Annotated in this window: 23 protein-coding genes; 11 read left to right on the top strand and 12 right to left on the bottom strand. The window is 65.2% G+C overall.

From position 1 onward, the window contains the following. Window positions 1–402: 402 nt before the first annotated feature. The gene (locus D5S18_RS07200) at window positions 403–1074 is read right to left on the bottom strand and encodes a TetR/AcrR family transcriptional regulator (protein WP_120039015.1); all 672 of its coding nucleotides are present in this window, start codon (window positions 1072–1074) and stop codon (window positions 403–405) included. A 5-nt stretch (window positions 1075–1079) separates the two neighbouring features. Then, complete coding sequence (locus tag D5S18_RS07195) at window positions 1080–1478, bottom strand: hypothetical protein (RefSeq protein WP_120039014.1); 399 nt, start codon at window positions 1476–1478, stop codon at window positions 1080–1082. Between the two features lie 70 nt (window positions 1479–1548). Between D5S18_RS07195 and D5S18_RS07190 the strand changes: the two genes are divergently transcribed. Then, a complete protein-coding gene (locus tag D5S18_RS07190; RefSeq protein WP_120039013.1) occupies window positions 1549–1908 on the top strand; it encodes a flavoprotein in 360 nt (119 codons plus the stop codon). A 44-nt stretch (window positions 1909–1952) separates the two neighbouring features. Next, on the top strand, window positions 1953–2360 hold the full coding sequence (locus D5S18_RS07185; RefSeq protein WP_120039012.1) for a VOC family protein: 408 nt from the start codon (window positions 1953–1955) through the stop codon (window positions 2358–2360). A 204-nt stretch (window positions 2361–2564) separates the two neighbouring features. On the opposite strand, the gene D5S18_RS07180 is transcribed toward D5S18_RS07185, so the two are convergent. From D5S18_RS07180 to D5S18_RS07170, 3 genes are all read right to left on the bottom strand, one after another. Continuing rightward, on the bottom strand, window positions 2565–3425 hold the full coding sequence (locus tag D5S18_RS07180; RefSeq protein ID WP_120039060.1) for a class I SAM-dependent methyltransferase: 861 nt from the start codon (window positions 3423–3425) through the stop codon (window positions 2565–2567). A 294-nt stretch (window positions 3426–3719) separates the two neighbouring features. Next, on the bottom strand, window positions 3720–4040 hold the full coding sequence (locus D5S18_RS07175; RefSeq protein ID WP_120039011.1) for a type II toxin-antitoxin system PemK/MazF family toxin: 321 nt from the start codon (window positions 4038–4040) through the stop codon (window positions 3720–3722). Next, window positions 4041–4241 (bottom strand): hypothetical protein, encoded by a 201-nt coding sequence (locus D5S18_RS07170; protein ID WP_120039010.1) that lies wholly within the window; start codon window positions 4239–4241, stop codon window positions 4041–4043. A 171-nt stretch (window positions 4242–4412) separates the two neighbouring features. Here D5S18_RS07170 and D5S18_RS07165 point away from each other — a divergent pair, with 171 nt between their 5' ends. Then, window positions 4413–4622: a hypothetical protein gene (locus D5S18_RS07165; RefSeq protein ID WP_120039009.1), complete on the top strand. Its 210-nt coding sequence runs from the start codon at window positions 4413–4415 to the stop codon at window positions 4620–4622. Here D5S18_RS07165 and D5S18_RS07160 read toward each other — a convergent pair. Continuing rightward, window positions 4588–5868, bottom strand: coding sequence for an acyltransferase family protein (locus D5S18_RS07160; RefSeq protein ID WP_158607817.1), 1281 nt, complete (start codon window positions 5866–5868; stop codon window positions 4588–4590). The two genes, D5S18_RS07165 and D5S18_RS07160, sit on opposite strands and share 35 nt — an antisense overlap. A gap of 123 nt (window positions 5869–5991) precedes the next feature. Between D5S18_RS07160 and D5S18_RS34780 the strand changes: the two genes are divergently transcribed. Then, the gene (locus tag D5S18_RS34780) at window positions 5992–6249 is read left to right on the top strand and encodes a hypothetical protein (RefSeq protein WP_158607816.1); all 258 of its coding nucleotides are present in this window, start codon (window positions 5992–5994) and stop codon (window positions 6247–6249) included. Here the strand turns inward: D5S18_RS34780 and D5S18_RS07155 are convergent. Continuing rightward, entirely contained in the window at window positions 6246–8537 is a 2292-nt protein-coding gene (locus D5S18_RS07155) for an MMPL family transporter (RefSeq protein WP_120039007.1), read from the bottom strand. The genes D5S18_RS34780 and D5S18_RS07155 overlap by 4 nt on opposite strands. 154 nt (window positions 8538–8691) lie before the next feature. Next, window positions 8692–11004 (bottom strand): MMPL family transporter, encoded by a 2313-nt coding sequence (locus tag D5S18_RS07150; RefSeq protein WP_120039006.1) that lies wholly within the window; start codon window positions 11002–11004, stop codon window positions 8692–8694. Between the two features lie 204 nt (window positions 11005–11208). Here D5S18_RS07150 and D5S18_RS07145 point away from each other — a divergent pair, with 204 nt between their 5' ends. The 5 genes from D5S18_RS07145 (at window position 11209) to tgt (ending at window position 17376) form a co-directional block, all read left to right on the top strand. Then, window positions 11209–11802, top strand: a complete 594-nt coding sequence (locus tag D5S18_RS07145; protein WP_120039005.1) for a TetR/AcrR family transcriptional regulator — start codon at window positions 11209–11211, stop codon at window positions 11800–11802. 43 nt (window positions 11803–11845) lie between these two features. Continuing rightward, on the top strand, window positions 11846–12352 hold the full coding sequence (locus tag D5S18_RS07140; RefSeq protein WP_120039004.1) for an RrF2 family transcriptional regulator: 507 nt from the start codon (window positions 11846–11848) through the stop codon (window positions 12350–12352). A 64-nt stretch (window positions 12353–12416) separates the two neighbouring features. After that, window positions 12417–14150: an ABC transporter ATP-binding protein gene (locus D5S18_RS07135; RefSeq protein WP_120039003.1), complete on the top strand. Its 1734-nt coding sequence runs from the start codon at window positions 12417–12419 to the stop codon at window positions 14148–14150. Then, a complete protein-coding gene (locus D5S18_RS07130) occupies window positions 14147–16072 on the top strand; it encodes an ABC transporter ATP-binding protein (protein ID WP_120039002.1) in 1926 nt (641 codons plus the stop codon). The genes D5S18_RS07135 and D5S18_RS07130 overlap by 4 nt, the downstream gene beginning before the upstream one ends. 53 nt (window positions 16073–16125) lie before the next feature. After that, complete coding sequence (tgt, locus tag D5S18_RS07125; RefSeq protein ID WP_439651091.1) at window positions 16126–17376, top strand: tRNA guanosine(34) transglycosylase Tgt; 1251 nt, start codon at window positions 16126–16128, stop codon at window positions 17374–17376. An 82-nt stretch (window positions 17377–17458) separates the two neighbouring features. Here the strand turns inward: tgt and D5S18_RS07120 are convergent, their stop codons facing one another. After that, complete coding sequence (locus D5S18_RS07120) at window positions 17459–18232, bottom strand: queuosine precursor transporter (protein WP_239003595.1); 774 nt, start codon at window positions 18230–18232, stop codon at window positions 17459–17461. 187 nt (window positions 18233–18419) lie between these two features. Between D5S18_RS07120 and D5S18_RS07115 the strand changes: the two genes are divergently transcribed. Further along, window positions 18420–18944, top strand: coding sequence for a DUF4190 domain-containing protein (locus D5S18_RS07115; protein WP_120039000.1), 525 nt, complete (start codon window positions 18420–18422; stop codon window positions 18942–18944). Window positions 18945–19005: 61 nt separating this feature from the next. On the opposite strand, the gene D5S18_RS07110 is transcribed toward D5S18_RS07115, so the two are convergent. The 3 genes from D5S18_RS07110 to D5S18_RS07100 form a co-directional block, all read right to left on the bottom strand. Continuing rightward, window positions 19006–19740 carry an RDD family protein gene (locus D5S18_RS07110; protein ID WP_120038999.1) on the bottom strand — a complete coding sequence of 245 codons (735 nt, stop codon included), beginning with the start codon at window positions 19738–19740 and terminating at the stop codon, window positions 19006–19008. Between the two features lie 46 nt (window positions 19741–19786). Continuing rightward, a complete protein-coding gene (gluQRS, locus tag D5S18_RS07105) occupies window positions 19787–20794 on the bottom strand; it encodes a tRNA glutamyl-Q(34) synthetase GluQRS (RefSeq protein ID WP_120038998.1) in 1008 nt (335 codons plus the stop codon). Window positions 20795–20855: 61 nt separating this feature from the next. Beyond that, window positions 20856–21353, bottom strand: coding sequence for a DUF309 domain-containing protein (locus D5S18_RS07100; protein ID WP_120038997.1), 498 nt, complete (start codon window positions 21351–21353; stop codon window positions 20856–20858). 399 nt (window positions 21354–21752) lie between these two features. Here D5S18_RS07100 and D5S18_RS07095 point away from each other — a divergent pair, with 399 nt between their 5' ends. Continuing rightward, window positions 21753–22007: a DUF397 domain-containing protein gene (locus D5S18_RS07095; RefSeq protein ID WP_239003594.1), complete on the top strand. Its 255-nt coding sequence runs from the start codon at window positions 21753–21755 to the stop codon at window positions 22005–22007. Window positions 22008–22107 lie beyond the last annotated feature (100 nt).

Genomic DNA, 22107 nt, shown 5'->3' with positions numbered 1-22107 from the left:
ATTCCCACTGCTTGTCCGTCAGAACCCGATACCGATCACCGACCGTCGCCGCCACGGCCAACATGATCCCCGACCCGAGGACCTACCGGGCAGGATCGAGAAAACCCGATTGGGAGACATGACCTAGTACTCCAGCCGGACTTCGTGACTATGTGAGCTCGCGATCTCCGATGAGTCCACCGAACTGCGATTCGTAGCCCCCGCCGAGCTGAACAGCCTCGATATGCATCACACGCAGCGGCTCAGGCTGGCTCACTACTTGGAAGGGCGGTCCGCGCCGTACCTCGGCTGAAGACGTGCGCAGGTGAAGCGCCAGCGGCAACAGTCCCTGACCTGCTATGGCAGGTGAGGGACTTTTTACTGCAATCGGTATACGAGATGACCTGTGTGGCTGTGCGGACACTAGTTGCCGAGGTCCTGGATGAGATCCAGCGCTGGGTACAGAATCGGGCGCAGCGGACGCAGTCTCGACAGCACCACCACCCGTTCGACGAGTGGGGCGATTCGGCGGATCAGCAGTCGGGTGCGTTGCTGGTCGGGGCTGCGGTCGTGGACCCAGAACAGGACGATGCCCATGTGGGCCAGCCACAGCAGATTCGGTAGCTCGGCCATCAGCCGCTTGTCACCCTTGACGTCGTCGCCGATGACCAGGTTGCGGATGATGGCGGTGGATGTCTCTCGGGCGGGCCTGCTTTCGTCGCTGAATGGACTGAGCGGGCTGGTGGGGTCGGCGGCGCTGGCGAAGAACTTGCCGCCGAACTCGTGGTAGGGGGCGGCTACGTCGACGAAGGCCAGTTCCATTGTCTGCCATCGGGCGGCGAGAGAATCGCCGCGGGTCCTCTGCTCGACCTGCTGTTCGTGCAGGGCCTGGATCTGTTGGTAGAAGCCCTGAACCAGGTGTTCCTTGGAGGTGAAGTAGTAGTAGGCGTTGCCGACGCTGACGCCGGCTTCGCCCGCGATCGCGCGCATGGTGGTCTTCGTGTAGCCGTTCTGCTCGAACAGGCGCAGGGCGGCGTCGATGATCTGCCGGCGAGTTTCCTCGCCGCGCGCGGTCGCGGGCTCGGGGCGGGTCATGCGGCTCAGGCTAGTGCGGTCGCGTCGACCGGAACGGGAGGGAAGCCGGCCTGCTTCTCCTGGTGCCTGGTGCGGCGGATCTTGTTCAGGGCGATCAGGTTTGCGAAGTGCATGCCGCCGAGCACCAGCAAGACCATGCCGAGTTTCATGGCGAGTTCCTCGATCGCGGCGCGCGCGTCGATGACTGAGCCGCTGATGCGCAAGGCCAGTGCCACGAAGCCCGCATTGACGAGCCAGAACCCGATGACCAGCAGGTGATTCACGACTTCGGCGAGATCCCTGTCGCCATTCATGACGTCCACTAGAAACCGCGCGCCGGTGCGGTGCAGAGTACGTGCCACCCAGAACGTGAGCACCAGGCTGATGGTCGCGTAGGTCGCGTATGTGGCGACGATGAGGTTCATTGTCCCAGCTCCTTGGTTATTTGAACGTGTTCAAATGCGAGGTTAGACGGTCTGTTGAACACGTTCAAGTGTGACGGCTGCTACACCGCGCCGGGACTGTCGGTGGTCTCACAACGGCGGCAACGCGCCCATCACCTCGAACTCGCTCGCGAAGTGGGCCGCCGGAATCTCGGACACGCTGCCGCTCGGGCTGCTCGTCGAAGGTGTCGGTCTGGGACTTCCGGTGGTCGCGGTCCCGTTCGTCAATCGGGCGATGCTCGCCTTCCCCATCGCCGAGGCGGTCGGCAAGCTCGCTCAGTGGGGCGTGACCATGCTGTCCGAAGACCAACCGCACGCGCCGAAGTCCGGGGGAACGGCCCGCGAGCGGTTTCCTTGGGAGCAGGCTTGGCGCGCACTGCTCGACCATCCGCGACTCGCGATTGGTCAGTAGCGCGCGGCAGCATCGGATGTTCGGAGGCCGCCTACGCTCGATGAGTGCATTTGGAGCTGGTCGCGATCGTGGTCGAGGAGTACGACGCCGCCATCGAGTTCTTCGTGAGGATCCTCGGATTCGATCTGGTCGAGGACACGCCGTCACTCACGAATGATGGACGTCCCAAAAGGTGGGTGGTGGTTCGTCCGCCCGCCGCAACTACTGGAATTCTCCTCGCCAGGGCTGATGGGGACAGGCAACGCGGCGCAGTGGGTGATCAGGTCGCCGGGCGAGTCGGGTTCTTCCTCCGGGTCGCCGACTTCGCGGGCATGTATCGGCGGATGGTCACCGCGGGCGTGGAGTTCGTAACCGAGCCGCGCACGGAACCCTACGGTCAGGTCGCTGTCTTCCTCGACATATCCGGAAATCGGTGGGACCTTCTCGGTCCCCTGGATCCAGCGCCTGCCTGACCGGCGCGTTTTCCTCGCTGCGGAGGTGGCGCCGAGAAAAGAAGGCACGTCCCAATCGTCACGGACTGCATCTGAATAGGCTGGCCTACCAAGGGATTTGGGCCGTGCGGAGTCGCAGCATCAGCTTGGCGGTTCGGTACTGCGTCCTGGATGTGCTCGACAGGTCGTTCGTCGGACCAGGAGCGGTTCCAAATTCGGGACGGTTCACCGAACTTGGGGGGACCGTCCGCGGCTCGCCCGGAGTATGTGGTTCGCGCGCAGCACCTGGGGCGGCTTGCCCTCCAATTCCGTGGATCCGTCCAGGTACCCGGTGATGAGGTCTATGCCGGAATGGTCTTCGACGCGGGTGAAGCCCAGCGTGTGCAACTGTGCGGCGAGATCGTCGGGTGTGAAGTAGCTGAAAAAGGGTTCGCCGAGGGCCGCCACTTTACGTGCGCGTTCCTGCTGGTAGGCGCGATCCTCGTCGGTGACCGCCTGCTGTATGTAGTCGAAGATGACTTCGACCGGTGCGGATTGGCCGACGACGTATTCGAGCGTGGTGCGGACGGCTTCCGGGGTCAGGTAGTAGACGACGCCGAGCCACACGAATACGGTCGGATCGGTGCGGCTGAATCCTGCGGAATCCAATTCTGTTGCCAGTGAATCGGTTTCGAAGTCGACCGGTACGAAGGTCAATAGCTCGGGCCGGTCGATGCCGGAGGCCGCGAGGCGCTGCTGTTTCCATGCTTGTGTAGCGGGGTGGTCGACCTCGAATACCCGCAGGTCCGGATGGGGGTTGCGGTAGGCGAAGGTGTCCAGTCCCGCGCCGAGGATCACGACCTGGCGTGTGTCGGCGGCTATACGGTCTTCGGCGAAGCGGGCACGGGCGGCGAAGAAGAGGCGGCGGTATTTCTCGGCGTGGCTATCGGGCCGATCCCTGGCCGATTCGGTGAGCTCATCGGCGGTGACACCGAGTAGGCGTGCCCCCAGCGGATCGGTGAGAATCCTTGGCCGGTCGGCAATTTGATGATAGGCACGGGCGTAGGCGGTCGCGAGTGCTGTCCGGCTGGGTCCGTCATCTTCCATGATCGAGAACCTACTCATGATGCGGTGCGCGCACCGTGAGTTCAGCCACAGGAGATCCGGCTGGTCGCGGACTCGATCCGCCGATACCAACTCCTGGCTGCGGTTGGCGGTGTCGGCTACGAAAGCCGCCCCGGCCCGGTCGACAGTCGCCTGATCTGGCTCATCCGCGTCGCCGACGGGCAGCTGGCCGAGATGCGGACCTACCAACTCAACCAGGAGCGATAGCAGCAGGCGCCGGACATTCCGATCGGGTGGTATTCGCCGATTGGCGTGGAAGCGACTTGCGTTGCCGCTCTAGTGGATTCCGAGATACCGGCCGAGGGCGTCGTCCAGGTCGGCCATGGCGTCGCGGGAGAGGTTGTCCACCTGGCCTTTCAGGTAGTCCGTGTCTATGGTGCGGATCTGATCGACCAGCAGCCGGGCTTCTCGGCCGTCGATCTCGACGAGCGGCCGAAACACCGATCCTCCCGCCGAGGTGGAGGTGGGGATGATTGTCACCGTTGACCCGAGCCAATCCGACGGACTGACCAGCACGCCGAGACGTCGGCCGCGCTGTTCGTGCCCGCGCTTGGCTTCCCCGAGGTCGACTTTGTACACCGCGCCGCGAATGAGCATTTACCATGCCTCGGGTTCGTCGTTGATGTCCTCGTCCCGCAGGCGGGCGGCGTCGGCCTGCGCCTGCGCTATCCATTCCTGGCGATCCAGCAGGCGCAGGGCGCGGCGCAGGACATCGGTGGTGGTCTCGTCGTCGTGGCGGGCGCGGTCGATGATGCGCTCATCGTCGACGTTGGGACGAAAAGTGATCGTTGCGGCCATGCGACAAGTGTACGACGATTGTAAGACGTGCGCTAGGAATGATGATGGTGTTCATAGTTCATGAGGGAATGGACGCCGACTCGATTTGGGAGAAGGTGGAAACGATCTATCGGCACGTACGGTCACTGAGCGTGCCGATAGTGGTGGTGGAATGCGGATTATGTTGGTGGGGTGAGGATTAGCAAGTTCGCGCCCGGAGATGTCGTGTTCTTTCCCGAGGGTCCGTTCTGTGGGGTTTCGGCAGTGGTCCGCGAGGTCGACGCGCGCAACAGCAAGCTGCGGATCCGCTTCGGGGAGGGGATCGTGCATCGGGAGGGTGGGGTATTGCGGGGGCGGTGGCACAGTTTCAATGTTCGATTCGATGAGGTCGAGTTGGCGTAGGGGTGGGGACGCGGTGGGTGGTGGTGAGCAAGGCCGCACCGGCTAGGAGGAGCAAAGGGGAGAGAGTGGGGGATAGACCGTCGCGCCAGAGGAAATAGATGGCGCCGATGGCGAGGAGGGTTCCGGCCAGGGCGGCGGCTGAGGAAGTGCGCGGGAGGTAGCGGGCGCAGAACAGGTCCCAGCCCAGAGCCAGGCGGACGACGCCGAAAAGGATGATGCCGCCGAGGATGATCCACGCAGGGCGGGTGAGCCACCAGGTCAGGGGATCGGCGGGGAGTAGGGGATCGGGGGCGAGCAGGGCTGCGGCGGTGAGGACGGCGATCACCGGAACATGCCACAGATAGATCGTCATGAGCCGGGTGGTGAGGTAGGAGATGAGCAGGCGCATCCGCTCCACGGGCCGCCACTCGCCGATCCGTCGGTCGATGATGGTGAACACAGCGAATTGCAGTGTGGCCAAGACAGATACCGCAGAGGTCGGCGGGGAGAGATTGGAGACGGGCGCATCCGCGAGCCCGAACATCGAACCGGGATAGGGGCCGGCGACCATCGCGATCAGAATGCCCACGCCGAGCGCGACGAGTATCAGCAGAAGACCGTCGGAGACAGCCCGAAAAGTGCCGCGTGCGTGCAGGATTCCGAGCTGATGGCAGAAGACCCATACGAACAGCAGATTCCACCCGGCGACGAAGGAAAGTCCGGAGAATCGCACACCATCTACCAAAAGCGAACATCCGAGCAGCCCGACAGGCGCGATCCATGCCGCATGATCGTGGATGCGAACAGCCAAGGGAGCCAACGCGACCGCCACCAGATACACCGCGAGGAACCACAGCGGACTCCCGATGAGGTGCGCCGCCGTCCGCGCCAGCTCGATGTTGCCGGACAACATCCGAACCACCGGGCCGAGCACCGCCACCAGCAACACCGCGGGCGCCACCAGCCGCCGCGCGCGTGGCCCGAGGTAAGCACCGAATCCGGTTCCCGCACAGCGCCATCGGTCGACGAGGAGCGTATTGGCGAATCCACCCGCCAGGAAGAACAGCGGCATCACCTGAAGCAGCCAGGTGAGCATCCAAATGGGTTTGCCGTGCAGGGCCGCCGCACCGCGCACCGATCCGTCGACGAGGGTGACCCGCACCGAAATCCAATGCACCACAACGACCACCGCGAGGGAGCCGACCCGGAGCAGATCGACACTCCACCTGCGCTCGGCGGTCTCGGTCGAGCTGCGCTCGGCGGCCACAGATCGATATGTACCCTCCGGTCCTGAACGCCAGGTTAATCCGCGGCGCGCAAACAGGATTCGCCGATCTGTGGCGCATGGGAGAATCGTTGCGGCGGTGCGAACGACGGGGCTCGCGTCACCATGGTTTCGCAGCGCGCCGCCGTTCGGTCGGTGCGTGCGCGGGAGGCTGCGGTGGGGCTCGGGAAGATCATCAGCGCACTCCCGTTCATCTGGATGGTGATCGGATTCATCGCCGCCTTCCAGCATTTCCGGGCGGCGGGCGGCCCGCTCACCTGCGCCGATTTCGGCGATGTCGCCATGATGATCGTCTCGGGTCCCCTCAACTACCTCGGTTTCTCCCCGCACTTCTCCGGATGCGATCTACCGGTGAGCCGCTAGGGCACCGGCGTAGCCGACTTCTCCCGCAGCTCACGCAGTTTCGCGCCCTCCACGTCGATATCGGGCAGCGCTCGATCCAACCAGCGTGGAATCCACCACGCGCGTTTGCCCATCAGCACCAGTAGGGAGGGGATGAGCACCATGCGCACCAGGAAGGCGTCGAACGCGACACCTGCCGCGAGGGCGAAACCCATCGATTTGGCGGTCACATCGGATTCCAGCAGGAAGGAGCCGAAGACGGAGATCATGATGATGGCCGCCGAGGTGACCACGCGCGCGCCGTGATGGTAGCCGTTGATCATGGCGTCGGTCGGTGATTGCCCGTGCACGTATTCCTCGCGCATGCGGGTGACGAGGAAGACCTGGTAGTCCATGGCCAGACCGAAGACCAAGCCGATCAGCATGATCGGCAGGAAGCTCACGATGGGTCGCGGTTCGGCGATGATGCCGAATTTCCCGTCCTGGAAGATGAGCACGGTCGCGCCGAAGGTCGCCGCCATCGACAGCAGGAAGCCCAACGCGGCGGTGAGCGGGACCAGGATGGATCGGAAGACGAGGATCAGCAGGATGAACGCCGCGCCCGCGACGATGGCCAGGTAGGGCACGATCTTGCTGAGCAGCGCGTGGTCGACGTCGGCGTAGATGGCGGTGGTTCCGGTGATTCCGTATTCCATCCCGTATTCCGCGCGCAGCGCGCTTTCGGCGTCGCGGGCGTCGCGCACCAGGTTCTTGGTGTCCTGGTTGTTCGGGCCGGTTTTCGGGACGCCGTTGAGCAGCGCGCCCGCGCCGTCCTGGCTCATGGTGGGTTCGGTGACGTAGTCCATGCCCTGGTAGGCGGTGAGCTTGTCGCGCAGCGCGGTGAGCGCGGCGGTCCTGCGTTCGGGTGCGACTTTCGAAAGGTCAACGGCCACCATGAGTTTGCCATTGCTGCCCTCGCCGAATCCGGCGGTGCGCAGTTCGTAGGCTTTGCGCACGGTGGTGGATTTCGGCATCGAATCCTCGCCCGGCAGACCGAGATTCATGCCCGCGGCGGGTGCGGCGAGCAGGGCCAGTATCGCCACGCTGAGTAGGAGGGTGAGCACGGGCACGCGGCCGATGAGCCGGGCGAACCGCATTCCGTTGGTAACGCTGGTGTCGTCCTCGGGATCGTGCTGTGCGATGCCGGGCAGCTTGGGGCGGAACAGATTTCGGCCGAACGCGCCGAGTAGTGCGGGCATGAGGGTGACGGCGGTGAGTACGGCGAAGGCGGCGGCGACGGCGCCGCCGAGACCCATGAAGGTGAGGAACCTGATGCCGACGATACTCAGCCCGACCAAGGCGATGATCACCGTCAACCCGGCGAAGACCACCGCGGATCCGGCGGTGGCGAGCGCGGTGCCCGCCGCTTCCTCGGCCGAATCCCGCACGGCGAGTTCGTGTTTGTAGCGGGAGACGATGAACAGGGCGTAGTCGATGGACAGCGCGATGCCGATCATGGAGGCCAGGAAGGTGGTGAAGCTCGGGATCGACAGCACCGAGGTGCCGATGAAGATCACCGACATGGCCGCGCCCAGGCCGACGATCGCGGTGATGATCGGCACGAAGGCCGCGACGATCGCGCCGAAGGCGACGATCATGACCACCAGCGCCACACCCATGCCGATCATCTCGGCTTTGCCGGAGGGCTGCTGCTGTTCCATGGCGATGGTGCCGCTGAGTTCGACGCGCAGTCCCGCGCCGCGCGCTTCGTCGGCCACGTCGTAGGCGGCTTTGCGATCGTCGGCGGTGACGTCGGTGAATTCTTTGATGGCGAACGGGACGGTCAGCACCGCGACGGAATCGGGTTCGGTCCGGTTGAGCACGTTGAGCGGCGCCCCGCTGCAGCGCGAGATGTAGGCGCTCGCGGCGCGGTCGCCCGCGAGGCAGTTCATGGATTCGGCGGTGGTGATCGGATCGGCGAGTGGTTTGCCGTGGTCGACGATGTCCAGGCCGTTCAGTTTGTCGATCAGCGCGGTGACGGCGGCCCGGTTCGCCGGGTCGGTGAGTCGCTGCCCGTCGGGCGCGGCAATGACGTAGGTGCCGGTGACCGCGTCGAATTGGAAGCTCGCGGACATGCCGGGGAAGTGCTGGTCCAGGATCTGGTTGGCCCGCTCGGAGGGCAGATTCGGGATGCCGAAGTCGTTGCTCATCGGTTCGCGCAGTGCGCCGGCGAGGATGCCGAGGATGCTCAGTCCGAGCAGCCACAGCGGCAGCACGATCCACTTGCGCCGAAAGGCGAACGCACCCCACCGATACAGGTAGACGGACACGGTTTCTCCTAGCGGTAGCCGGGATCGTGTTTTGCCTCATCGGTATAGCTGTGGCCAGTGGATATGTAGTCTGCTGCGAGATTGCTGCAAGATCAAGTGTGGAGCGGGGACGGCCCCGCGTCCGAAGTGGACGCGGGGCCGTGATCAGGAGATATCAGCCTACGGCGACGGGTTCGGGTGCCCGCCCGGCCGACTGCTGCTGCAGTTCGCGCAGTTTGCTGCCCTCGACATCGATATCGGGCAGGATGCGGTCCAACCACTTCGGCATCCACCAGGCCCACTTGCCCATGAGCACCAGCAGCGCCGGAATGAGCACCATGCGCACCACGAACGCGTCGAGCAGCACGCCCGCCGCGAGCGCGAAGCCCATCGACTTGGCGGTGACATCGGATTCCAGGATGAATCCGCCGAAGACCGCCATCATGATGATGGCCGCCGAGGTCACCACGCGCGCGCCGTGGTGGTAGCCGGAGATCATGGCCTCCTTCGGCGATTTGCCGTGCACGTATTCCTCGCGCATCCGAGTGACCAGGAAGACCTGGTAGTCCATGGCCAGACCGAAGACCAAGCCGATCAGCATGATCGGCAGGAAGCTGATCAGCGGATGCGGATCATGAATCAGGCCGAGCTTGCCCTCCTGGAAGATGAGCACGGTCGCGCCGAAGGTCGCCGCCATCGACAGCAGGAAGCCCAACGCGGCGGTGAGCGGGACCAGGATGGATCGGAAGACCAGCACCAGCAGGATGAACGCCGCGCCCGCGACGATCGCCATGTACGGGGCGATCTTGCTGAGCAGCACATTGGAGACGTCGGCGTAGATGGCGGTGGTTCCGGTGATGCCGTATTCGATGCCGTACTTCTGCTGTAGTCCGGCCTCGGCGTCTCTCGCGCTCTTGACCAGGTCCTGGGTGGCCTGCTGATTCGGACCGGATTTGGGGATGCCGGTCATGAGCGCGCCTTCGCCGTCCTCGCTCTTCTTCGGCGCGGTCACGTAGTCCATGCCGTCGTAGGAGGCGAGTTTGTCGCGCAGTTCGGTGAGCGCGGCATCACGCTGCTGCGGCGCGACCTTGGACAGGTCGGCCGCGACCTGAAGGACGCCGTTGCTGCCCTCGCCGAATCCGCTGGTGCGCAGGTCGTACGCCTTGCGGATGGTGGAGGTCTTGGGCTGGCTGTCCTCACCGGGCAGACCGAGGTTGATCCCCGCGGCGGGCGCGGCGAGTCCGCCGAGGACGAGCACGCTGAGCAGCAGGGCCAGGGCCGGGAAGCGGCCGATGAGTCGGGCGAAGCGCTTGCCGTTGGAGACGGCGTTGTCGTCGTCGGTGTCGTGGCGCGCCACCAGCGGCAGCTTCGGCTTGAACAGGAAGCGACCGAACGCGCCCATGACGGCGGGCAGCAGCGTGGTGGCGACCAGGATGGCGAAGAAGGCCGCGATCGCGCCGCCCAGGCCCATCCAGGTCAGGAAGCTGACGCCGACGATGCTCAGTCCGACCAGCGCGATGATCACCGTCATTCCGGCGAAGACCACGGCCGAACCCGCGGTGCCGACGGCGACGCCCGCCGCCTCCTCCGGTGAATCCTGTACGGCGAGTTCGTGTTTGTAGCGGGAGACGATGAACAGTGCGTAGTCGATGGACAGCGCGATGCCGATCATCGAGCCGAGGATGAGGGTGAAGCTCGGGATATTGATGACCGAGGTGCCCATCATGATCAGCGACAGTGCCGCGCCGACGCCGATCATGCCGGTGAGGATCGGGACGAACGCGGCGATGAGCGCGCCGAAGGCGACCATCATGACGATGAAGGCGACGACGTAGCCGATCTGTTCGGCCTTGCCGCTGGATTCCATGCCCGGCTTCATGGCGATACTGCCCGACATCTCGACGGTGAGTCCGGCATTGCGGGCGTCATTGGCGACGTTGTAGGCGGCCTCGCGCGCGGCGTCGGTGACCTCGGTGACCTTCTTGATGGTGAAGGGCACGCTCAGGACGGCGACGGCGTCGGTTTTGTCCTTGCTCAGCACGTCGAGCGGGGCGGCGCTGCAGCGGGAGCGGAATTCGTCGGTATTCCGGTCGGGGGCCAGGCAGCCCATGGCCTCGGCGACCATGATCGGGCTCATGACCGGTTTGCTGTGGTCGACGGTCTCGAGTTCGCCGAGTTTGGCGACGAGTGCGTCGATCGCGGCCTTGTTGGCCGGGTCGGTGAGTTTCTGGCCTTCAGGCGCGCCGATGACATAGGTGCCGGTGACGGCGTCGGCCTTGAATCCGGCGGACATGCCGGGGAAGTGCTTGTCGAGGATCTGGGTGGCCCGTTCGGAGGGCAGGTTGGGCATGGTGAAGTCGTCGGTGGAGGTCTTCTTCAGCGAGAAGCCGGCCGCGATCATCACCACGACCAGCAGCAACCACGCGGGTAAGACGATCCACTTCCGGCGGAAAGCGAACTTTCCCCATCGGTAGAGGTATACGGACACGAGGGTTCTCCTAGCGAAATGACTGGAACGTGCGGGATCTGAGCCCGTAGACAGCACTCTCGCGGGGACCTCGGGCGGTCCCGCCTCCACATGACGCTTCTGCCTACCGTGCGGTAGGTAGACTACCGAGAGATTAAACGGAGGCACAACCTCTAGTTAGCCGGTCCGGCAGACCGGCCGTGGCAGTGATGAGAGGATTCCCTGATGGTCTTCCGAACCGTGTCCGATGGCGTCGTCGCAGGTAGCGGCACGAAAAACGCGATACGCGATGCGGCGGTGAAATTATTCGCCAATAAAGGATTCGAACAAACCAGCCTGCGCGAGGTCGCCGATGCGGTGGGAATCACAAAAGCCTCCCTCTACTATCACTACGCCTCGAAGCTCGATCTGTTGGTCGCGATCATCGACCCGATCATCGATCACCTGCGCTCGACCGTCGACGGTCTGGACCGGGTCGCACGCGACGCCACCGCGATCCGCGCGGTGCTCGGCCGCCACCTGCGCGGCATGCTCGCCCACCGGGCCGCAGGGGCGCTGATCATCGGCGACACCGTGACGATCGTCAACGCCATGGCCGATCGGCATCCGGAACTCGTCGACTCCAGCAAGGCCCTGCGCGACTGGTTGGCCGGGCCGAATCCGGACACCGAGGCCATGCTGCGGGCCGGCGCCGCGCTCGACGTGCTCGGCCTGGCCCTGGTGTCCGCCGAGGTCGTGCCCGACGCGGGCGACGACGAGGTTGAGCGCATCCTGCTCGATATCGCCGTCAGCGTGCTCGAAGGTCGCCGGTCCGCGTAGATTCGATGATCATCGAAGATCCCGGATCGTCCAGGGAGTAGCAGTGCACATCACCGCGAAGGTCGACTACGCGGTGCGGACGCTGGTCGAGATAGCGGGCGCGCCACCATCGCGCGGCGGCGCGACCGCCCCCACCGTCAAAGCCGACGCCATTGCCTGCGCCCAGGCGATCCCCCCGAAAGTGCTCGAGACGGTCCTCGCCGAGCTGCGCCGCGCCGAGCTGGTGGTCAGCAGACGCGGCCCGGACGGCGGCTACTGGCTGGCCAGACCGGCCGAACGCATCTCCATCGCCGACGTCATCCGCGCCGTCGAGGGTCCGCTGGCCTCGGTGCGCGGGCAGCGGCCCGAGGATGTGAACTATCCCGGTTCGGCCGCGCCGCTGCGCGCGGTGTGGATCGCCCTGCGGGTGAATATCCGCGCCGTACTGGAGAACGTCACCATCGCCGATATCGCGGGCGGTGGACTACCCGAATTCATCGCCGAGCTCACCGCCGATCCCGGTGCGTGGGAACGACGCGAGTCCGATCCGAACATCCCGGTGACCAGCTGACATCTTCGCTGGTAGGGAAACCGGCCGACGCAGGTTCTCGATTGCCGGTAGCCTGCCTTTCATCATGCTGATCCGCCTGCTCCGCACCTTCCTGGCCCCCTATCGAGCGCAGCTCGCGGGGGTCGTTGCGCTGCAATTGGTCTCGGTCATCGCCATGCTCTACCTGCCGAGTCTCAACGCCGACCTCATCGATCGCGGCGTCACCAAGGGCGATCTCGGCTACATCTGGACCACCGGCCTGTGGATGCTCGCGGTGAGCGCGGTGCAGATCGTAGCCGCGGGCTCCTCGGTCTACTTCGGCGCGCAGGCGGCGATGGGCGCAGGCCGCGATATGCGCGGCGCGATGCTGCACCGGGTCGGGTCGTTCTCCGCGCGCGAGCTGGGCCGCTTCGGCGCGCCCTCGCTGATCACCCGCAACACCAACGACATTCAGCAGGTGCAACTGCTCATCGTCATGTCGGTGACCATCCTGGTCATGGCCCCGATCATGTGCGTCGGCGGCATCATCATGGCGCTGCGCCAGGATCTGAGCCTGTCCTGGCTGCTGCTGATCGCGGTGCCGCTGCTCGCGCTGGGCATGGGCACGCTGGTGGCGCGCATGGTGCCCGGCTTCCGGGATATGCAGGGCCGCATCGATGTGGTCAATCGCGTCCTGCGCGAACAGATCACCGGTATCCGGGTGGTGCGCGCCTTCGTGCGCGAGCGACAGGAGACCTGGCGCTTCGGCGTGGCCAATACCGAGCTCACCGAGGCATCGCTGCGGGTCGGCAGGCTGATGGCGGTGATGTTCCCGCTGGTCATGCTGATCTCGAATGTCACATCGGTGGCGGTGATCTGGTTCGGCGGCAAGCTCATCGACAGCGGCGAGATGCAGATCGGCACGCTCACCGCCATGCTGTCCTACATCATGCAGATCCTGATGGCCGTCATGATGGCCTCGTTCCTGGCCATGATGGCCCCGCGCGCCGCGGTCTCGGCCGATCGCATCGGCGAGGTGCTCGAGACCGAATCCTCGGTTCGGCCACCGGCGCTGCCCCAACCCTTCACCGCCGATCCGGCCGTCGTCGATTTCCGTTTCGCCGAATTCAGCTATCCGGGCGCCGAACAACCGGTGCTGAAAGCGATCGAGTTCCGGGTCGAGCCCGGCACCACCACCGCCGTGGTCGGATCCACCGGATCCGGGAAAACCACGCTGCTCAACCTGATTCCGCGACTGATCGATGTCACCGACGGCGCCGTCCACGTGGGCGGCACCGATGTGCGTCACGTCGACCTCGAGGTGCTGCGCTCGACCATCGGGCTGGTCCCGCAGAAGGCGTACCTGTTCTCCGGCACCGTCGCCAGTAATCTGCGCTACGGCAATCCCGAGGCCACCGATGAGGAACTGTGGCGCTGCCTGGAGATCGCGCAGGCCGCCGATTTCGTCCGCGAGATGCCCAAAGGTTTGGAAACCCCTGTCGCCCAAGGGGGCACCACGGTCTCCGGCGGGCAGCGGCAGCGCCTGGCGATAGCGCGGGCACTGGTGCGCAAACCGCGGATCTACCTGTTCGACGACTCGTTCTCCGCGCTCGATGTGGCCACCGACGCGCGCCTGCGCGAGGCGCTGCGCCCCGAGACGGCGGCGGCGTCGGTGCTCATCGTGGCGCAACGGATCACCACCATCCGCGGCGCGGACCAGATCGTCGTCCTCGAGGACGGAGCGATCGTCGGACTCGGCACCCACGAGCAACTGATGCGGGACTGCCCCTGCTACCAGGAGATCGTCGCCTCCCAACTCAGCGCGGAGGAGGTGCGATGAGACCCGGCGCACCGAATATCGGCTCCCCGGACGCCAAGGCCAAATCCTTCACCCCCTCCCTCAAACGCCTCCTGCGCCGCCTCGCTCCCGAACGCGGATATGTGGCGGTGATCGTCGGGCTGGCCATCGTCTCGGTCGTGCTCAACACCCTTGGCCCCTACATCCTCGGCAAGGCCACCAACTTGGTCTTCGATGGTGTGATGGGCCAACTCCTCGGCCGAAATCTGCCGCCGGGCGCCACCAAGGAGCAGGCGATCGAATTCGCCCGCCAACACGGTGACAATGTCCAGGCCGACATGCTCGGGGCCATGAACGTCACCCCCGGTGTCGGCGTGGACTTCTCCGCCGTCGGCCGGGTGCTCGCCCTGGTGCTCGTCCTCTACTTGGGCGCGGCCGTCTTCGGCTGGTTGCAGGCGTATCTGCTCAACTTCGTCATCAACCGCACGGTCAAGCGGCTGCGCGGCGCTATCGAGGACAAGATCCACCGACTTCCGCTGCGCTACTTCGATTCGACGCCGCGCGGCGATCTGCTCAGCCGCGTCACCAACGATGTGGACAATATCGCCCAGACCCTGCAGCAGACGATGAGCCAACTGCTCACCTCGCTGTTCACCGTGCTCGGCATCCTGATCATGATGTTCTGGATCTCGCCGCTGCTCGCGGTGATCGCGCTGCTCACGGTGCCCGCCGCCCTCATCGTCACCACGCAGATCGCCAAACGCTCCAAACCGCACTTCGTCAACCAGTGGAAGTACACCGGCCAGGTCAACGCCCAGGTGGAGGAGGCATACACCGGGCACGAGGTGGTCACCGCCTTCGGCCGCAACCGCGAGGTCGCCGCCGAATTCGACCGCCGCAACGAGGAGCTCTTCCAGGCCAGTTTCCGCGCCCAGTTCATCTCCGGCCTGATCATGCCCGCGATCATGTTCCTCGGGAACATCAATTTCGTGCTGGTGGCCCTGGTCGGCGGCCTGCGGGTGGCTACCGGGAACCTCTCGCTCGGCGAGGTGCAGGCGTTCATCCAGTACTCGCGCCAGTTCAGCCAACCGCTCACCCAAATCGGCGCGATGGCCAACCTGCTGCAGTCCGGTGTCGCCTCGGCCGAGCGGATCTTCGAAATCCTCGACGCCGAGGAACAATCCCCCGACGCGGTCATGGCCGACACCCGCCCGGTGGATCGGGGCCGGGTGGAGTTCGAGGCGGTTTCCTTCCGCTACGAACCGCAAACGCCTGTCATCGAACGACTCTCGCTGCTGGCCGAACCGGGCCACGTGGTGGCCATCGTCGGCCCGACCGGCGCGGGTAAAACCACCCTGGTCAACCTGCTCATGCGCTTCTACGAACTCGACGCGGGCGCCATCACCATCGACGGCGTCGATATCACCGAGATGACTCGCGACAGCCTGCGCTCCCGCATCGGCATGGTGCTGCAGGACACCTGGCTGTTCAAGGGCACCATCCGGGAGAACATCTCCTACGGCAATCCGTTGGCCACCGAGGCGGAGATCTTGGCCGCGGCCCGCGCCGCCTATGTGGACCGATTCGTGCACGCACTGCCCGAGGGCTACGACACGGTCATCGACGAGGAGGGCACCGGCGTCAGCGCGGGGGAGAAGCAGCTCATCACCATCGCCCGAGCCTTCCTGGCCAAACCGTCCATCCTGGTGCTGGACGAGGCCACCAGTTCGGTCGACACCCGCACCGAATCGCTGGTCCAACACGCCACCGCCGCCCTGCGCCGCGACAGGACGAGTTTCGTCATCGCCCACCGCCTGTCCACCATCCGCGACGCCGACCTGATCGTTGTCATGGAGCACGGCCGTATTGTGGAGCACGGCGACCACGAACGTTTGCTGGCCGAACGCGGCGCGTACTACCGCCTCTACAACGCCCAATTCGCCGCGGCCGCCGCCGAGGCCTGAGGGAGCAGGGGTGCGGCGAAGCTCACCTCGCCCCGTTCGAGAAGATGGAAGTCGTGTCCGATCCCGCTGAATTCTCTTTCTCCGTCGGTACCCGCCTGGACGGCCAGTACGGCCGCACGGGTGAGCTGCGCACCCCGCACGGGACCATCGCCACCCCCGCCTTCATCCCGGTGGGCACCAAGGCGACGGTCAAGTCGGTGCTGCCGGAGACCATGCGCGAGATCGGGGCGCAGGCGCTGCTGGCCAACGCCTACCACCTCTACCTGCAACCCGGCCCGGACATCGTGGACGAGGCGGGCGGGCTGGGCCGTTTCATGAACTGGCCCGGTCCCACCTTCACCGACAGCGGTGGCTTCCAGGTGATGTCGCTTGGGGTCGGTTTCAAGAAGGTCATCGCCATGGAGGCGGTCGACACCCCCGACGACAATGCGGTCGCGGCGGGTAAGGAGCGGCTGGCCCACGTCGACGACGACGGCGTCACCTTTCGTTCGCACCTGGACGGATCGAAGCATCGCTTCACCCCTGAGGTGTCCATGGGCATTCAGCACCGGTTGGGCGCGGATGTCATGTTCGCCTTCGACGAGTTGACCACACTCATGAATACCCGCGGCTACCAGGAGAGATCGCTGCGTCGCACGCACGAGTGGGCGCAGCGCTGCATCGATGAGCACGAGCGGCTCACCGTCGAACGCGGCCACCGCCCGTATCAGGCATTGTTCGCGGTGATCCAGGGCGCGCAATATGAGGACCTGCGCCGCAAAGCCTGCCGCGAACTCGAGGATATCCGGGGCCGGGCGGGCACCGGATTCGACGGATACGGTATCGGCGGCGCGCTGGAGAAGCACAACCTGGGCACCATCGTGGGCTGGTGCTCGGCCGAACTGCCCGAGGAGAAGCCGCGGCACCTGCTCGGGATCAGCGAGCCGGAGGATCTTTTCGTCGCCGTGGCCAATGGCGCGGACACCTTCGACTGCGTCAACCCGTCCAGGGTCGCCCGCAACGCCGCCCTCTACGTGGACGAAGGCCGCTTCAATATCAATACCGCCCGCTTCCGGCGCGACTTCACCCCGATCGACGAGACCTGCGACTGCTACACCTGCGCCAACTACACCCGCGCCTATCTGCATCACCTGTTCAAGGCCAAGGAGATGCTGGCCGCCACGCTGTGCACCATCCACAACGAGCGCTTCACCATCCGGCTGGTCGACCGGATCCGGGAGAGTATCGCAGGCGGGTACTTCGAGGAGTTCCGGCGCGAGTTCATGGGGCGTTGGCAGGGACGAATCAAGGCGCCCGGACTTTAGCTCAGCCGAATCAAGACGCCCGGACCGAGCTGACTCCTAGGGCACGGTCGGATCAAGACACCCTGATCCGACCGCCGCGCGATCAGCTGTGCAACGCCGAGGTGGGTCGCGGCCCGTAGGTGGGCTCGCGCTTCTTGAGGAAGGCGATGCACCGGTAGCTGATGGGCAGGATCATCATCTCCACCAGCGTCTTCCACAGGAAGCCGACGATCAGGTAGTTGAAGAAGTCCGGCCAGGTGTGGATACCGATGGCCGTGGCCGCGATCGAGCAGAACACCAGCGTATCGCCGAATTCCCCGGCCACGGTCGACCCGAGCAGCCGAGCCCACAGGTGCTTCTCCTTGGTGCGCTCCTTGATCAGCACCAGCGTCACCGAATTGAGGAATTGGCCGATGAAGTAGCCCGCCAGCCCGGCAAGCACCAGTTGCGGGGTGGTGCCGACGACGCTGCGGAACGCGGCCTGATTCTCGTAGAAATCGGCGGGCGGCAGCGCGATGGCGATCCAGAAGCACAGCACCATCAGCAGCAGCGAGCCGAATCCGAAATAGACGGCGCGGCGGGTGGCGCGGAATCCGTACACCTCGCTGAGGACGTCGCCGATCACGTAGGCCAGCGGGAACAGGAAGAACGCGCCGTCGGTGTTGATCGGCAGGATTTGCAGGGGTCCGAGCGCCATCGAATGCCCGGCGAAGAACTGAACGCCCTTGGTGGCACAGATGTTCGAGATGATCAGTGTCGCGGTGAAGACCACGACGACCGGCGTGTAGTAACCCCCCGCGGAAGTCGCGAATGACGCGTGCTCGACCGCGGGGCGTCCAGACCCGTCGACCTCTGCGGATGTTTTTATATCGCTCACGGGGGTCAATCTTGCCGGAGTGCGGCCGCCGAGACGCACTGACCAGTCGTTTTCGGCCTGATCCCGCCGATGCGGCCCGCGTGCGGTACCGGGGAAGTGTTCAATTCGCGCCGTCCCGGTGGCCTGCGTGGTCACGCTTCCAGCCGCATGTCGCTCGGCTGCGGGTCCGGTGGAATAGTCTGGGCCAATGACCAATCCCGGCGATTCCGACGAGTGGTGGAAGCAGTACGGCGGACAGGGAGTCTCGCCGGAATCCGGTGCCGCCCAGCAGCAGCAACCGCAGCCCCACCCGTCGGCACCGCAGTATCCGCAACAGCCCGTGCCGCCGCTCACCCCGCCGCCGCAGCCGCAGGCCTATCCGAGTTATCCGCCGTCGCAGCCGAATCCGTACGCGCAGCCGAATCCTTATGCGCAGCAGCAGGGTTACGCCTATCCGCCGCAGTATCAGCCTTACGGCGGCTATCCGCAGCAGCCGCTGGGCACCAATGGTCTGGCGATCGGCGCGCTGATCTCCTCCCTGGTCGGCGTGTTCACCTGCGGTATCGGCGCGATCGTCGGCATCATTCTCGGCGTCATCGCGCTCGGTCAGGTCAAGCGGTCCGGGCAGGAGGGGCGGGGTCTGGCGCTGGCGGGCATTTGGATCGGTGTCGGCGCGATCGTGCTCGGTCTGCTGTATTTCGTCGTGGTCATCGTCGCGGCCACAAATAGTTGAGGGTCCTAAAAGTTAAGGGGCGCATCGAAATTCGATGCGCCCCTTACTTGTCGGCGGTGGGTCAGCCCTTGACGACCCTGGTGCCGCCCGCGAGCTTGTCGTGCCAGCCCTGCTTGTTCGGGTCCTGCTCGATGGTGACCGCGACGTAGATCATCAGCACGAACGAGGCGATCCCGCCCAGGCAGTAGATGATGTTGGTCGCCACGAAGATATTGCGCTTGAGCGAGGTGACGTAGTCGATCTTGTCCTGGCCCTCGGGCGGCAGTACGCGCATGCCGAGGATCTTCTTGCCCAGCGTGGCGCCCTGCGAGGTCTCCATGAGCACGAAGTAGGCCGTGATCAGGGCATTGACGACGATCGCCCCGATGATATTGCCGACCAGATTGCTACCGAGAACCATGGTGATCACCCACATGATGATCGCGCCGGGGATGCCCGCGATGACGTAGTCGATGAGGCGGGCCAGGAACCGGTTCAGCAGGTCGCCCGGCTGGCCGCCCGCAGCCGGACCGCCCTGATTGTAGGGCTGGTAAGGCTGCTGGTACGGATCCTGCTGGCCGTATTGCGGCTGGCCGTAGTCCTGCGGCTGACCGTACTGCGGCGGCGGCTGCTGACCGTAGGGGTCCTGCCCGTACTGGGGTTGCTGGCCGTACTGGGGTTGCTGGCCGTACTGCGGGCCACCCTGCGGGAACTGCTGGCCCCCCTGCGGATACGGCTGGCCGCCCTGCGGGTAAGGCTGCCCGTACGGCTGGCCGCCCTGTGGATTCTGGTTGGGGTCGTACCCACCGCTCGTCATATCAAGTCCTCGTCCAAATAATCTGTGGATCGGTCGATTGCGTACGTTACGGACATCGGCTCGGTTGCAACAACCCATTCTCGTCGAGTATCCATGGATCCTTCGGTAGGCGGGCCGAGTCGAATTCTTCCAGGAGTTCGCCGGGGGTGCCTGCCGAAAATCCGAGCGAATCGGCGAGCGCGGCGAATATTCGCTGCGGGGTCGCGCCGAGTGCGCGCTGGTCGGCCATAGTTACCGCGCCGTCGCGTTTGGCCAGGCGTCTTCCCTGCGTATTGAGCACCAGTGGCACATGTGCGTAATGCGGCGCGGGCAGGCCGAGCAGAGTAGCGAGATATGCCTGGCGCGGAGTGGAGGTGAGCAGATCGTCACCGCGCACCACCTGATCGATGCCCTGAGCGGCGTCGTCGACGATCACGGCGAGGTTGTAGGCGGGGATGCCGTCGCCGCGGCGCAGCACCACGTCGTCGACCGGACCCCGGTAGGGGCCGTGCAGGTCGTCGATGATGGTGAAGTAGCCGAATTCGTCGGCGGTGTTGGATCGGCCGACATGGTCGGCGGTGCCGGATCGGCCGAATTCATCGGCGGTGTTGGATCGGCCGACTTCGTCGGCGGTGACGCGCAGGCGCAGCGCGGCCGGTCGGCCTTCGGCGCGGCGGGCGGCGCGTTCGGTCTCGGTCAGCTCGCGGCAGGTGCCGGGGTAGTGGCCGAGCGGTCCGTGCGGAGCGGTCGCGGCCTGCTGGATTTCTCTTCTCGTGCAGTAGCACTCGTAGGTGCGGCCCGCGGCGGTGAGTTCGGCGATGGCCGCGTCGTAGCGCGGGATGCGCTCGGATTGACGGACCACCGGGCCGTCCCAGTCCAGTCCGAGGTCGGCCAGATCGGCGAGTTGACGTTCGGCGGCGCCGGGCCGGACCCGGTCCAGATCCTCTACCCGCAGCAGGAAGCGCCGCCCGGTGCTGCGGGCGTAGGCCCAGGCGAGCATGGCGGTGCGCAGGTTGCCGAGGTGCAGATCCCCGGATGGGCTCGGCGCGAACCGGCCCGCGCCGCGCTCAGACACGGGGTCGTTCCGGGGGAGTGATGATGATCCGCACGCAGGCCATCGTATGCGCGGTTCGGTGCTACGGTTCGGCCCCGTCCGGAAGCCGGAGCACGGGCCTCAAATCCGTCGCATCGATCGTTTTGTCCGAATCCAGTGCGGCGATCAGAGATTCGGCGTGTGCGATCAATCCCGAGCGATCGATTCGGTATGGAACATCACCCTCGGGGATATATGCGGACAAGCGGGTGACCGCACGTGTCAGTAGTGTCCGCGCACCCTTGGGATTGCCGCGCTGTATGTGCGTGATACCCACCGCGAACTGGGCGAGTCCCTGCCACAGCATCCTTTCGGCGAACGGGCCGCTCTTCCATGCCGCCTCCAATACCTCGTGCGCGTTGAATGCCAACCCATCCGTCAGTAGTTGCTGAGCGAAGGCAAGGGTTTGCTGCGGCTCCAGTTCCAGATCGTCAGGTATGCGCGTGACGCCGGGGCTGCCGGGCGGCAGCGGACGGCCCAATCTGTCTCGTGGGCGGGCATTTCGGGCGCGGCCTGCGTCATCGCGATCACGTTCCACCATGGCTGCCATCTTCCATCGCCGCGACGGTCGCTGCTCGGCATCCGGGGCAACCTACCGGCACCGTGACGGATCACGGATCAATCACACCGGTAGATATCATGGCTAATTACCGCCATCTGGAATGGCTTTGGGTTGCCGGCAATGTCTCCGCAACATTTTGTCTTCGCAACGTTGGCAGTTTCGATGGTTGAATAGACAAGAGTCGGGCAAACTTTCGTCGAAGCTGCTAGTCTGCTGCGTGGGGTTAGCCCCCCGCAGGGGTTGTACCTCTCGAAGTGCTCGAAATGCAGGGCGATCTCGAAGTGCAGAGCGATCACAACGCATCGGCAATGCCGCGCGCTACCTTCAGGCGCACGCGGCATTCGGTGTTCCCGCCGGATGTCGGTGCGAGTTCGAACAATGTCAGCAAATCTCGTTCTCGACGCAGGCAAAGGAGCTAGTGCCGTGAAAATTGATTCGACCGGTGCCCGGTGGCGCAAGAGCAGCCACTCCGGCCCGGATGGGAACTGCGTGGAAGTGGCATTTCTCGCCGACGGTAAAGTAGCGGTTCGCGATACCAAGGACAACGGATTCGGCCCGGTGCTGAAAGTCGCGCCTGCCGCGTGGGACGCGTTCCTAAACGGATTCTCGTCAGGGGAGTTCAATCGCGCCTGATGTATGGGTAGTGCCCGAATGGGCAATTGCGGGCCCCGGGTCGCTGTGGACTCGGGGCCTTCGCTTTGCCTCGGCGGGTGCGTCGGCGCGGTTGGCGGTG

Origin of the sequence: Nocardia panacis (assembly GCF_003598715.1) — a bacterium.
GTDB lineage: Bacteria > Actinomycetota > Actinomycetes > Mycobacteriales > Mycobacteriaceae > Nocardia > Nocardia panacis.
The sequence above is the reverse complement of the archived record's forward strand: the minus strand, read 5'-3'. Positions and strand labels throughout refer to the sequence as shown.